Below are 14803 nucleotides of genomic sequence, written 5' to 3'. Positions count from 1 at the left end.
CACCTTTTTACGCACATCAAAAGGCAGTAAAGGAGATTCTTACTGCTTTTGCAAATTGGTTTAGAGGTAAAGAATGCGAACCTTTAAGCGCTCCTTTTGATGTTACCTTATATAAATCAAAGGACAATATTAATGTGGTACAGCCGGATATCCTGGTTATCTGTGATAAAGAAAATATTGACGAAAAGGGCAGGTACAAAGGTATACCCACCCTTGTTGTGGAAGTGCTCTCCGAATCGACAAAGGTTAAGGATTTAATCAAGAAATTAAACTTATATATGTTGACAGGAGTAAAAGAATACTGGATTGTAAATACAGATTCCAAAGAAGCATATGTTTATGGTTTCAATGATGGCGACATTGAAACCATGCGAGGCTATAAAGGCAGCGACAGAGTCGAATCAGCCGTATTCAAAGGCCTTGGAATTGAGCTGGAAGAGATATTTGCATGAGTAAAAGCCAGAAAAACCTACCCCCTTTAAAAGGGGTAGGTTTTTTGGCTAAAACGTGTTTTGTTTTAATTTCCCTTTTCTCTACTTTCAAGCTTTTCTTTTAACTTTTTCTCATCTTACCTCTGCTTCTTATCTCTTCTTCCATCTTTCATAAGATTTCTCATAAATTTCAATAATTTTGTCAATGCCCATATCTTTTACAGTTGAAACATAGTTATCCCACTCGCTCATAGGCTTCTTGCCTAATATAAAGTTCACTAATGCCTCATCTACATAAGTTTGTATATCTGTAAGTTTTTGACTAATCAGACTGTTCTCTTCCGCAGAGAATGATAGTCCTGGAACTATTGGTAATACAAATTTTTCAGGATCACGGTACTTCTTTCTGTCAACTTCAACGTATTCTGGCACTGTTGCAGCAGTAAGGCTCCAGGGCTGGAATATGGTAGGCCATATACTTCTTCCGAAGGTTACCATGCCCCTGACTTCATTCATGGTTTTGCCATCAGGGTTTTTCAGAACAAAATCAGTCCACTTCGGCTCACCGTTTACAATTGTGTAGGTCACACCTTCAACACCATATACATATGTTTGTCCAACTTCGCCATACCAATAGTCTGCCCATATTGCAGTTTCCTTGGGGTATTTGTTTGTAGAAGTTATTACCATGCCATTGGGAATTACCGGATTATCGGGCCACATGTGGAATTGATCACCATATGGTCCCTTCATTATGGGTGCTTCACGTACAGCAAATTGATCTTCAGTTTTTCCTTCTTTTTGGGCTGTTGTATTCAAAACATTCATATCGCTATTTATCCAGCCTCGCCAGCATGCAACCTTTCCTTGAAGAGCCTTTGCCTGGAACGCTTTTGAATCGTTGGTCACAATTTCCGGATCAATTAAACCTTCTGCATAAAGTTTCCTCAACCACTCAATCCCTTCTTTAAAGCGTGGCTCAATAGGTCCATAGTGTACTTTATTATCGTTCGGATACAATTTCTCAGCTATATATAACCCATGAGGGTAGACACCCCATGCCGCAATCATACTGATGGCAGCGTTCATCCCTTTACCGCTTTCGCCATAACCGCTGAAAGGAGTTATTCCTTCCCTTTCTTTTAATGTTTTCATTACGTTGTACCAATCCTCAGTAGTTACGGGCATTTCAAGATTATATTTATTCAAAAGATCTTTTCTAACCATCATTACATTATTTCCTGCTACAAACTGATATATATAAGGCATACTGTAAACTTTACCATCATCGGTAGTAACTACTTTTTTTGCATAGGGGTATTTTTCAAAAGCCTTTTTTAAGTTAATCATATAACTTTCAATAATAGGTTTCAAGTCGATGAATGCACCCTGCTGTCCGTATTTCTCAACATCCAAAGGTGCTATTACAGCGTCAGGAAGATTTCCTGTATTCATTGCCAGGGTGTACTTTTCTTTAAAATTAGCCTGAGGAGGAATATCCCATTCAATTTCAATATTGGTTTTTTTGGCATAATCCTTTAGGATTGCCAATTCTCCATATTCGGTATCATACATAATATATGGTTTCATGAATCTAAGCTTAATTGGTTTTTCTGAAATTGGGAATTTAATGTTTGGATCAGGTTTAATCAAATCACCTGATGCAAGAATTTCTTCAGGAGTTTTAGGCTTGGTGTCTTCCTTCTTTGTTGTAGTATCCTCCTTAGGTTGTGTTTGTGCTGGAGGTTCAGTTTTTGATTCTGCAGTTTGTTTTTTAACACATGAAGCAAGTACTCCAACACACATAAACATAGCCATTAGTAAACAAAGTGCCTTTAATAGTTTTTTGTTCATGCTAACATCCTCCTTATAAATTTAATATAGTTTTAATAATTTTTTATTAACACAGCAAAATTGTTAAATTTTGCTTGTTGTCCAGTATAATCAATAATATTAAAGTTGTTGGGCTAATTTATATATAATCTTTGCTGCTTCAGCCCTTGTAGAATTATTTTTCGGCATAAACATGTTCCTACCGGTACCTTCAACGATATCCGCCTGCTGCAATGCTTTAACAGCCTCTTTTGCATAATTTGCAATTTTATCACTATCAGTAAACTCCTTATACTCTTTTACTTCAGGTAGACTTGTTCCTGCAGCTTTAACAGCTCGGTAAGCTATTACCGCCATGTCCTGCCGATTGATTATTTCTTCAGGTTTAAAGCGGTTTCCTATTGTCCCCATTACAATTCCTAATTTCTGAGCTGATGCTACATACTTATAGTACCATGCATTTTCATCCACATCAGTAAAGGTCGCCTTTGCAGTTGGATCTACAAGGTCCAATGTCTCTAATAACATTTTTGTAAATTCTGCCCTTGTAACATTCCTGTCAGGCTGGAAACTTTCATCATTTACGCCGTGTACTATATGTTTGGCTGCCAGTACTTCTATATATTCTCTTGCCCAGTTTTTCTCAATATCTTTAAAAGTTTTATTGTACTCATAAACTGCATATACACTTAAATGGTTAGTTTTAAACGATATTTTTTTTGTATTTGGATTTACTTTACCCCCTACATAATCCCATGCTTTAGTTTCAGAATTGTAGCGGTAAACTCCAAGCTTTTCTTTGTTTATGTTATTCAATACTTCTTCCTTTAAAGGTATCTCTATAGCCAGTTTCTCGTTAAATTTTTCTATTTCTATTCCTTCTTTACTCCTGCTATTATTATCATCTGTTTTGCTACCGCCTTTAAGCAACATAACAGATAAATCAAAGTTTTCAGATACAGGTGAAAATGTAGCGTTTCCTTGTTCTCTAACTTTTGCTGCTTGTTCATATTTTTGGCTTTCCTTTTCTTCTACTTTTTTAATTACAATTGATACTTTTCTTCCCTTTATTTCTTCATCATCATTGATTTCCTCCTTCATGTCTTTTAAATACTTCGTTATATATTCTAAATCTAATGCTTTTGGAGGAATTACAAATGATATACTATTAACCTTTTCTTTATCTACACCTGCATCTATTACAAGGGCTATTCCTTTCGAAGAAAGTCCATCAATTGATTTTACAGTAAGCTCGAAATTCAGTTCTTTTTTTGCTTCACTGGCAAATCTTATTTCCTTGTTTTTCGAAACAACCTTTTCCGATATTTCATTAAACCCTTTTCTTTCAAACGTATTTGCAATGCTTTCAAAAGTTTTTTCTATTAAAGCTATAACATCATTAATTGCACTATCGTCTATTTCTATCTTTTTTTTGTTTTCAATCTCTGTTATAATTACATTTCCACTTTTTTCAGCAAGTTTACTTACGTCAACAACTGATACTTTCTCCAAAGTTTTTTCTACAAGGACTCTTAAGTCACCTTTCAAACTCTCCTTTTCATCTACATTAAGGTCTTCTGTATGCTCAACAATTTCTTTTATGGTTTCTAGTATTTTATCATTATCCTCTGTTTCAATATTTTTAAACGTTTCTTCTATCTTATCTTTTACCTCCTGCTTAGTAGGTTTTCCAGTTCCGGTTTGTTGCCCAGGTGGTGTAACTGGCTCCGGTGAAGGCTCGGGTTCCGGTTCCGGCTCAATTGATACATCGGATTTATTATGTTCAAACGACATAGGTATTACAAATGTGTTATCTTCTGCAATATTGTAGTTAAAGCCTTGCGACATATCTTTTGAATCAATGTAACTTCTAATTAAAGTAGTTGCTCCCAGATCAATTGTCACTTCATTTCCGTTAACTGTCTTAATTCCATTAATCTTATAAGCTGCATTCTGTAAACCGTCATTTCTAATGTAAATAAATCTACCTATTAATTCATTTACTAATTTATCTACGTTAACATCATTTGCTATTTTAATTGTAAGCTCATTATTAATGCTTAATTCCTTGGTAAAGCTCTTTACTGTACCTTCAACAACAGCCGGCAATTCAGATACTATATTCCCAATTATAGTCCCATCGTTTACATATCCGTATACTTGCTTTCCGCCTTTTTCCGAGTAAACTCCAAGGAATCCCTTAAATTGGAACTTCCCATCCACTGTATAAACAGTGTCTTTGTCCAAAGAGCTTACTATATAGTCTGTACGTCCGTCCTTAAGTACTACTTTTACTGCTTTCACATCTCCAACAGCTGCTTCTCCGTTTACTGTCACCGGAACTTCACTTATGGATTCAATATACCTTGAATCGTTATAAGGTTCTATAACTGCTGTAAATGTGCTCTTAAGGTTTTCTCCGCTGCGGTGAGCTATCATGTATTTGAGCCATGCAGGGTTGCCAGGTTTCTTTGGGGGCTGACCATCCATGATGGCTACATCGTCATACTCGCCCAGCATTGTAAGTCTTAGATGAATATCCATAGGTTGAGGAAGTACTTTTCTTGTATCTATAATATCCCAATCTATGCTGAAAATATTTCCAGGATTTTCATCTTTGTCAACATTCTTGAGCCAATGGAATCCTGATCCTTTATACCCCCATCCAGGTGCACTGTCATTGGCAGGTCTCACACCAAATTCCACATCTCTCCCGGCGTAAGTTCCTACATATTGCCCATTGGCATCTGCTTGCGGCACTAAATTAAGACCTTCGGCAGTCACTGTAGCTTCTGCCCCGTGGAAGCTGTAATAATGGTCTTTACCTCCTTCAACCCTGAAGAAGTCCACACCATAGGAGATTTCTTCATTAACCTTGACCATGACGACAGTCCTTCTATACATTTCAGTCTGGTCATATGCACCACTAGAATCAACATCCATTATTTTTACCATATCTGTACTGTCAAAGTGTAGAGGGAAACCACCATAATAATCTTTTTGTTTTGTACCATCCACTACTACCGTATTATGACTTACAGTATTACTTACCCACTCAGTTCTGTGAGGCTGCTCTCCAGTTTCCTCCGGATATCCCAAATCTGGAGAAAGATCAAGTCCATATGCATGTACACCCAGATTTAGCTGGTCCCTGTGGGCATGCGAAGTATTTGTACGGCCATAATACATCCAGAAATCTCTTTGGGTATCAATTAAGCTGCTGTCATTCTTTATTCTGAGAGCTTCCTCGTCAAAGAGTATGATATGAATAACACCCATTTTATATCCGCTTGCATTTTCATTTTTACCTGCACCTTCAAATGTAATAATGTGTTCCCCTTCAGTAAGCTCCATATTCGCAACAACTTCCAGATTGGAGCTGGCTCCACTTCCTCCATAAAAGTCAACAGTGGCAACTTTTTCTCCATCAATCTTTATGTCATAAATTCCATAACTTGTTGCTTTGAAAGGATTAATATCAACTTCATAAATATCAGTTTTGGGTACATTGAACTTAAAGCTTATGCGATGCCCTGGAGCATCCGCTTCAAACTGTATTGTTCCACTGTTTTCAAAGAATTTAAAACCTGCAGTATTATCAAAGGCACTGAGTATAGCAAAAGGAATTTGATATCCAAAGAACTGCTTGTTATTCTTTCCATCCCTCAGTACAGCAAATCCATATCCTGGTAAATTGTCACTACCCAGTTCAAGTTTTCCCTTTTCATCAATTACTTTTTGTATTTCAAAAGCTACAGCCTCAGGATTTTTAGTAAAGATGCCGCCATGCAATCCCGTAACAGAATTATTATTTAAGAAATAAGCCAATTGAGCTAAAACCGGATCCCCAAATTTCATAAATCCTTCCACAGCATCTGATATGCTTACAACAAGCCCAGTATTTCCAGTTCCTCCCGAATCACCTATCTGCGCTGTATAACGCTCACAAAGTATAAGGGGATACATTCCGGAAAACATCTTCATAAACTTTGGATTTTGGTAAAGGTCTGCTCCAGGATAACCATCATATCCGTCCAACACATCCGCTACTTGTTTTAACTGCCTTAACCATAGTATGTTATACCCGGGTGCTGCTTCGTTACCGTGTCCATCCCTATCAACTTTATTAACCAATGTAGCCATGATATCTCCTCCCGTTATACGGTAGGGTCCTGATAGAAATTCACCTGCCTGGAAGGTGAAATCAAGCCATTCCTTTGTTTCAGGATTGCTGTCCAGTACTACTGCAGCCAGTGCAAGAGAAGCCTGATGCATACCAAAGTTACCGCGGATCTTAGCGCTTTTAACTGCAGGATATATCTGTCTTACAATTCCATCTTCAATGTTTTTCCGTATTAATGCACCAGTATTTTTAGGATTATCCAAGTCATACTGGGCAGATTTCTTCATAAGGAAATTAATCAGTTCCGGGTCATCCATGGCAGGGAAGAAAGCATCATAAGCTTTAAGGAAAGACTGCGTCAAAGTTGTTTCCCAGATACATCCTACAACTTTGCCTTCTCCTGTCCCTCCGTGAGAATTCCGGTATCCATCTGCATCTTTATATACTGCCAGGTTCATATCAGGATATACATCTGCAATTCTATCCAGCAATATTGTTCCAGTTCTAGCATATTTAATATCACCTGTGTATATATAAGCATCTCTTAAAGCATCGAGAGCTCTTTGAATAATACCTGTTGAATACCATATCCCCCAATGAGCATAATATGCTATAAATGTCTGTTTAACCCCATTAGGAGCAATCCAACCATATCCATTATCTACTCCCCAATCTTCGCCTTTCTCAGGATAAAGAGTATTTTTAAGGTAGTTAGGATCTGCTTTGTTGGGATCAAAAATACCATTTTCATTTAATCCACTTTTGTAATATGCTTCAAAATCGTTGCTTGGGAACCTTATACCACAATTTGGGCATTTAACTTTCCATGGATCATTAATTGGATCCATAATCCATGGATAATTTCCGTATTTTGCCCGTAAATCCGCTCCACATGCAGGGCATGTATATTGTGGATTAACAGTAATACTTCTTGGTATGCTCTGCGGTGGCACCATATTCCACAAAATTTCTGCTTTGTCTACATACTTGTTTGCTTCTTCAACAACTCCGTCTCTAATAGACCTTGCCCAGTCATATAGCTGAATATTTTCACGCGCTGCTTCAATTTTTTCAGGTGTATAGTAAGTGCTTCTTGTTTTAGTGTTAGTAATACCTTCAGTGCTTTCAACTTTTATAGTATCAGTATCGCCACTTTTGGTAACCACATCAAGTGTAACATTAACAGTAACTTTAGCACTTCCAGGTTTTTTAGCGGTTACAATACCATACCTGGCAGTTATCGCCCCATTATCCTCGTTCTTTTCTTCAACCGACAGGATAGACTCATCCTCGCTGCTGAAAACAACTTCAGCATTTGCCATATCAGCTTCTGTTCCATTGTTCATTTTTCCTGTTACAGTTACTACTGCCTGGCGTCCTACAAAAAGGCTGGTTTTATTAATAGTAACCGTAATAGCCTCAAGTCTGACTGGAACGACGTAAATCTGAGCTTCACCAGTAACAGTTGTATTCCCAAGGGTCACATCGGCATATATGACAGCAGTACCTTCCGCTACCGCAGTTACCACACCATTTTCACTCACGGTAGCAACAGCTTCATTACTACTCCTATATACAATTTCAGTATCTTTAAGGTTAACATCACTGCCATCATTGAGCTTTGCTTTTATTTGCGACTTTGTTGACAAACCTGCAGGAATTTCGTTTTTTTCAAGTGTAAACTCTACAGTTTCCAATACCTTATCATTTACAGTAATTTGAAATACCTTCTCCTTTGTAACTCCGTTCATGGTAACCTTTACAGTTATATCTGCATTTCCTGAAGACTTGGCAGTTATTATTCCCTTTCCATCAACTTGAGCTATTGATATATCAGAGCTTACATATTCCACAACTGCATCATCATCTCTCAAGAGGTCCCTGTAACCATCACTCATTACTCCTACAGCAGTGATTACTGCTGTTTCCCCTACAGCGAGCTCTGTTTTGCTTACTGTAGCTTCTACAGTTTCAAGCACGGGCAGACTCTCTTTTCTTATAAGTGCCATTTCACCCGGGTACATGTTATATCCCCAAGAAAGAGATTTACCCACGGTTTTAATTGTAAAATAATGAATACCGTTACTAAGCCACAAAGTTTTAAGAAATAAGGGATCTTGTGCAGGAATATATACTGCTGAATAAAAATCAATTTGGCCTACATACATATTGTCTATAAACAATTCAGAAATAGCGCCACCGCTTGCACCCGCACCTGTAAATTTAACCGTATAGTACCCATCTTCAGGAACTTTTATGGCAAATTTAATATAGTCGCCAATTTTGTTTGACTGTACCTGTATCCCATAAGGCTGATCCCTGTATGATGACGTACATTCTTCAACTTTCCATCCATTGTTTTCAATTGTAGAACCAATTCCATCCTTGAAATTGTATATAACAGTCAACACTTTTCCGACCACTGTAAAGCTGATCGACGCTTGTTCTGTTTTTCCATTCAATGTTACTCTAACATTAATGTTTGCTTGCCCTGCACCCATAGCAGTTACTACCCCATTTTCTACAGTAGCTACATGAGGTGCATCACTGATATAAACAATTTCTGCCTGAGAAAGGTCAGCAACACTCCCGTCTCCCAGTACCCCTGAAATATTTAATACTGTGGTATCTCCCGTTTCTAATTGGGTTTTTTCTGCCGTAACAGTTATGTAAGCAAGATCTTGTGGGTTAACAATCTTTGTAAAAGATATGTTGTCAAACCACACCGTTCCAACTCCCTTATTGGCATTTAACCTTAATCGTACATATGATGCTCCCGGAGCTTGACTTAAAACTGGTACCTCAAACTTCTGCCAATCATTTGTACCTGTCGGTGCTACCACTTTCATGTAAGTACCCGTAATATAAGTTTTGTTAGAATCATAATAATACAGTTCTAGTGTTGCTTCAGCTGTACTTGGAGTCCAATTTTCCGTTTTTATATAACCACTAAGTAAGTATATACTATTAGGGTCAACCGCAATGTACTCTTGATCAATTACACCTCTCTGTCCACTTTGTGCCGTCACTTTCAAGGACTTCGAGCCTTCATAGGATACTGTATTATCCACTTCAATAGTTGCAGTTTTTATAGTAAGTTTCCAATTTGCCAAATCATTCTCAAATCCAGGATTTATTGCTAAATTTGGCATTTGTACATTTTCTGCCAGCACAACAAGACTTTCTAAAAACATGTTGGTGCTTATTACACTGAAAATCAGCAAAAATACCAATATCCTTATACAAATTCCACAATATTTCCGGTGGAATCCTTTTATAATTTTTTGGCATCGCATGCAAACATAACCTCCTTTTTAAATTTTTTAAGTTTTATAGTTTTATATTCTCACTAATTTATTTACCGTTGATTTACTCTGCCGCCGGGGTTAACCCTTTATCGCTCCAATAAGAATGCCTTTAACGAAATACTTTTGCAGGAAAGGATATACCATCATTATAGGCAATGTAGCTACTACTATGGATGCATACCTGATGCTTTCTCCTATAAATTCCTGTTCCGCAGCTGAACCCAAACCCTCTGCCATCCTGGCATTTAAAAGGTTTTGAAGCAGTATTTCTCTAAGAATTAATTGTAAAGGATATTTACCCCTGTCATTCAAATAAATTAGTGCATTAAAAAATGCATTCCAGTGTCCAACTCCATAAAATAGTACCATTACTGCTAAAATAGGGGTAGATAACGGTATAACGATAGTTATAAATATTTTCAAATCATTAGCGCCATCTATAATTGCCGCTTCCTGTAAAGATATAGGAATATTACTCTGAAAAAATGTCCGCATAATTATCATATTCCAAGTACTTACTGCGCCAAGAATAACCATTACCCAAAAGGTATCTACTAACTTAAGCTTTTGAATCAATAAATATGTAGGTATTAATCCACCACCAAAAAACATAGTAAAGGTAAAATAAAATGTCCATACTTTTCTTCCATAAAAATCCCTTCTTGACAAAGCATAAGCTCCTGCAGATGTTAATACAATGTTAATAAAAGTCCCCACAACAGTATAAGCGATAGTGTTTCTATAACTCCTCCAAATATCAGGATTTTGGAAAACCCTCCGGTAACCTTCCAATGTAAAACCCTTAGGGAGCAATCCTACTTCATTAGCCATAACAGCATATGGATTACTAAAAGAAACACTAACTACATGGATAAGAGGATATAGTACAACAACACACGCTATAACCAATAAAAATATTATAATTCCATAAAAAATTCTTTCTCCTGCTGTTTCTTTTATTCCTACAGTTCCCATAATCAATAACCTCTTCTACCATAAACTAGTTTCGCTGATTGCACGACTAATCCTGTTCACAGTAATCAGCATTAAAAAGTTAATAATCGAGTTGAATAAACCAATTGCAGAAGTATAACTGTAATCAGCATTTAAAATACCCTGTCTGTATACATATGTTGATATGACATCTGCCGTAGAATAGGTTAAGGGGCTATATAAAAGCATAATTTTCTCAAATCCTACGCTGAAAATACTTCCCATTCTTAATATAAGCATTATAATTATGGTAGGAAGAATGCCCGGAAAAGTAATATGTTTAATTTTCTGCCATTTTGTTGCCCCGTCTACTGTTGCAGCTTCATATAACTCAATATCAATTCCTGCTAAAGCAGCAAGATATATAATTGATCCCCATCCTGCAGACTGCCATATTCCCGAAAATACATAAATCGTCCTGAACCATCCCGGTTCTGCAAGAAAATGTATGGGCTTCCCTCCCAAAGCCTTTATAAATCCATTAATAAACCCTGTGCTGGGAGATAAAAAGGATACAATCATCCCACAGACTACTACAACTGAAATAAAATGCGGCATATATACTATAGTTTGTACACTTCTTTTAAAATACTTATTCTTTACCTCATTTATTAATAAAGCAAGTATAATAGGGACTGGAAATCCGGCTACAAGATCATATATATTAATAGCTAAAGTATTGCGTATTAATCGAAAAGCAAACACCGATTCAAAAAAAGCCTTAAAATGTTTTAGGCCAACCCATGGGCTTCCAAGTATTCCCTTTATTGCATTAAAGTCTTTAAATGCAATAATTACGCCATATATAGGAATATAATGAAAAATAAAATAGTAAATTATAACAGGAGTAATTAAAATATAAAGATACCTTGAGCGGTATAAATCATGCAGTGCCTTTGTGTTCGCCGATGCCAACTATATCTTCTCCTCTCTACTTTCTTTCAAGATTTCCTTCCAACTTTTCTTTCAACTTTCCTTATATAGTATAGTGTACAAGAATATTTCATGTAAAGTACCAATTCATGTTCGCTTTTAACAAATTCTAAGAATAATCAAATGACATGCCGGATATAGTTGGCAACACATGTATGTATATAAATTTAACAATTTATTCGTATTAAACAATTTGTGTCATTATTAATTATTATATGTAACTATTATTATATAATTTTATTATAGATTTGCCGATGCCCTATATTCTGTAGGCGTAATATTCTCATAGCGTTTAAACACCCGTGAAAAATTATGCAAACTGTTGTACCCAACTTCTTCTGCTATCTCGGCAACAGTCTTTTCACTATTTTTTAAAAGCTCCTTTGCCTTTTGCAAACGGACTTCATGGATATAATCAGTAATGGAGTAACCTATATGGTCTTTTATAAACCTGCTTAGATAAGAAGGTGAAACTGAAAAATAATCAGCTATCTTTTCTACGGAAAGCATACTGTCGTTATAATTTTTATCTATATATTCAATCACTTTGTCCCTTAATTCAATATTCTTTGATATCTTAGCACCCCTTATTTGTTTGCATAAAGTTTTATAGAAATTAGATACTGCATTATAAATTTCATCCACCGTTTCCATTTCATTCAACTTACTCAAAAATAAGGATTCAATTTCATCTTCAATATTCAACTCTTCAGCAGCTTTCATTGCCGTATTTACAATATCAAAATAAATACATTTTACTACATCAATTGAAACCGGCTCTCTTTTAATTGTATTAATTGAATCATCCAGTATTTCCTGTATTTTTTCATATTCTCCCATTCTCAAAAAATTAATTAATTCTTTTTCCTGCTTAAACGAAAAACTTATTTTTTTATTTAATCGTCTGCAAATAGTATCATAACTTATAACGGAATCCCTTCCCATAACAATTTTATATTCTAAAGCTTTGCAAGCCTCATTATAAGACTCATACAAATCTACCATATTATGGCAAATTCCGCCTACGCCAATAGTTATAGTAAAACCCAATTTACTTTTAATCGATTCTTTAATCTTTTGCATCATGGTTAAAAGGTACAAATTATTATCCCTTCCACTATCTAAACCGATAATGGCATTTATTCTATACATTTCATCTTCTATAGTGTATATAAAACTGTCCGGCTTTATTGACTCTTCTATTACATTAGTTATAGTTGCATGTACAAATTCCAGTATCGGTTCTTTGCTTCCGGAAACATTGCTGACATTATGATTGTCGATTTCTATTATAAAAACTCCGAACTTATATCCTTTTATATTATTGAGCTCCAAGAAAGCAAGCATTTCATCTACACTTTTTTCGTCCGAAAGCTGCCCCTTTAATAAACGCCTGAAAAAACTATTTTTTATCATGGGTATTTGTTCGTAAATTCGTTCCTGGAGAGTCTTATTTTTACTTATATACTTTACAATCGCATGGTTAATTATATCCCATTCATTGTTAAAACCTTCCAATTTTTCTTTTTGACCATATTGTTCATATTGCTCATAATCTTTGATAACCTTCAAGACTCTCTTTATATCATTGTAACCTTTACGTGAAAAATAATAAACTGCCATAAACCCTACAGCAAAAGTTATAATTAAAATAAATATCATCATTTTTCTTATTCTATTAACTTTATAAAGTATTCTATAAGACGGAATTATAGATATATATTTCCAATCATTCTTTTGGGATTTTACTGAAGAAATAACAAAACCATCGTGCGTTATATAATAGTTGCTATCTTTTTGTTCTTTTAATAATGACAGTAGAGTTTCTCTCTTATTATCCTCAAAAAGAAAGTCACCTATTTTGTTAGAAATAATAATATTATTATTAACATCTAATACACAAACATAACCCCCATATTCTCTTAACGCATTCTCCATAGAACGCTTTATAGGTGTTTCATCTATGGTCATCATAAGTACAGCCTTAGGGAAAGGATCTCTCATAGGTAAGGGATGGATATAAGAAATAATTTGAGTCTTTCTGCTATCCTGCCATACTGTCTGAGAAGGTAAAATAGTTTCATTGTTAATATTTCCCAATACCTTCTTAAACTCCTCAGCGCCTATATTCTCATACCTGTATATTTTATTAATAAAATCATAAAAATCATATTTACTTGTATCGCTTAATACCATATTTTCACTGTTAATAAACAAGAAAATATTTTCAATTACAGAATTTGCATTTTTATATTTGTTTAATTCTTTAATGGCATTAAGTATGTAGGGGTATATGTCCGACTCGCCAACATTGTCCTTGGATAGAAGAAATGTAACTTGTGGGTTAACCGAAATATTAGATGTAATACTCGCAAAGCTTTCAAGATGCTTATCCATAGAGTCACGTATCTGAGACAGCATTCCTGTAGTAGAATTAATAACCTCTGTTTTAAATTGCGTAATAAACTGTGAATAAATAAAAATACTAATCAAAACAATTGGAATAAAAAGTACTGCTAAATAGGAAAATAAATATTTAATAAAAACTTTACCTTTTATCATCCAATCATTCCCCTTTCAGGAAATATACAGAATAAGTCAAAACCTTAATTATTTAATAACCCACATAAATTAACAGTATCTTCACTCAAACCTGCGAATAATAAATTATTATTAATAATAATTTATTATTATTGTAACACTCAATACAACTATCATCAAGTTAAAAATTTATAAATCGTACAGATACCAACACATATTAGATATTATTCTAGCTAATCTATTGACATTATATAAATATTATAGGTATAATATTTATATAATTAGCTAAATTAATATTGAAGAGGTGAATTTTATGATTGTTACCACTACGGAATTACAGAATAGTTTCGGTAAATACCTTAAGTTTTCGGAAACGGAGGACATTATAATTACCAAAAACGGAAAAAGGGTCGCCATGTTAGTGCAATATAAGGAAAATATATCTAAGAATGAATCTAATGAAAAGGGTAATTGTAATGAAGAAAGCAAGTATAGTGAAAAAAATAAATGTGACTCTGTGATACACGACAGTGCTGCAGAATACTTATATAGCGGTATGAAGGTTTCCTATGAAGAGTTTTTAAAAATCTCAGAAGCAAGCGAAAAAAGATACGAGTATATTGATGGTGAAATATACCTGC

At 35.1% G+C, this 14803-nt stretch carries 7 protein-coding genes; 2 read left to right on the top strand and 5 right to left on the bottom strand.

The window, feature by feature from the left end; all coding sequences use genetic code 11:
- Nucleotides 1-452, top strand: a 452-nt coding sequence (locus HPY74_15840) for a Uma2 family endonuclease (GenBank protein NSW92116.1), incomplete at its 5' end; no start/stop codon positions are given.
- Between the two features lie 129 nt (nt 453-581).
- On the opposite strand, the gene HPY74_15835 is transcribed toward HPY74_15840, so the two are convergent.
- The 5 genes from HPY74_15835 to HPY74_15815 all read right to left on the bottom strand — a co-directional run bounded on the left by HPY74_15835 (nt 582) and on the right by HPY74_15815 (nt 14183).
- Nucleotides 582-2285 carry an extracellular solute-binding protein gene (locus HPY74_15835; GenBank protein ID NSW92115.1) on the bottom strand — a complete coding sequence of 568 codons (1704 nt, stop codon included), beginning with the start codon at nt 2283-2285 and terminating at the stop codon, nt 582-584.
- Nucleotides 2286-2384: 99 nt separating this feature from the next.
- Nucleotides 2385-9683, bottom strand: coding sequence for an S-layer homology domain-containing protein (locus HPY74_15830; GenBank protein NSW92114.1), 7299 nt, complete (start codon nt 9681-9683; stop codon nt 2385-2387).
- Between the two features lie 90 nt (nt 9684-9773).
- The gene (locus HPY74_15825; protein ID NSW92113.1) at nt 9774-10670 is read right to left on the bottom strand and encodes a carbohydrate ABC transporter permease; all 897 of its coding nucleotides are present in this window, start codon (nt 10668-10670) and stop codon (nt 9774-9776) included.
- 15 nt (nt 10671-10685) lie between these two features.
- Nucleotides 10686-11603: a sugar ABC transporter permease gene (locus HPY74_15820; GenBank protein NSW92112.1), complete on the bottom strand. Its 918-nt coding sequence runs from the start codon at nt 11601-11603 to the stop codon at nt 10686-10688.
- 258 nt (nt 11604-11861) lie between these two features.
- Nucleotides 11862-14183 carry an AraC family transcriptional regulator gene (locus HPY74_15815; protein NSW92111.1) on the bottom strand — a complete coding sequence of 774 codons (2322 nt, stop codon included), beginning with the start codon at nt 14181-14183 and terminating at the stop codon, nt 11862-11864.
- A 292-nt stretch (nt 14184-14475) separates the two neighbouring features.
- On the opposite strand from HPY74_15815, the gene HPY74_15810 reads away from it, so the two are divergent.
- Nucleotides 14476-14803, top strand: a 328-nt coding sequence (locus HPY74_15810; protein NSW92110.1) for a type II toxin-antitoxin system prevent-host-death family antitoxin, incomplete at its 3' end; no start/stop codon positions are given.

It is taken from the genome of Bacillota bacterium (assembly GCA_013314855.1).
GTDB lineage: Bacteria > Bacillota > Clostridia > Acetivibrionales > DUMC01 > Ch48.
Note: the sequence above shows the minus strand (reverse complement) of the source record. Positions and strands in the feature narration are given on the sequence as shown.

What these genes read in the sequence shown, in the direction of transcription:
- HPY74_15830 (NSW92114.1), bottom strand. Translation starts at nt 9,683, where the DNA reads ATGCGATGCCAAAAAATTATAAAAGGATTCCACCGGAAATATTGTGGA.
- HPY74_15815 (NSW92111.1), bottom strand. Translation starts at nt 14,183, where the DNA reads ATGATAAAAGGTAAAGTTTTTATTAAATATTTATTTTCCTATTTAGCA.
- HPY74_15835 (NSW92115.1), bottom strand. Translation starts at nt 2,285, where the DNA reads ATGAACAAAAAACTATTAAAGGCACTTTGTTTACTAATGGCTATGTTT.
- HPY74_15825 (NSW92113.1), bottom strand. Translation starts at nt 10,670, where the DNA reads ATGGGAACTGTAGGAATAAAAGAAACAGCAGGAGAAAGAATTTTTTAT.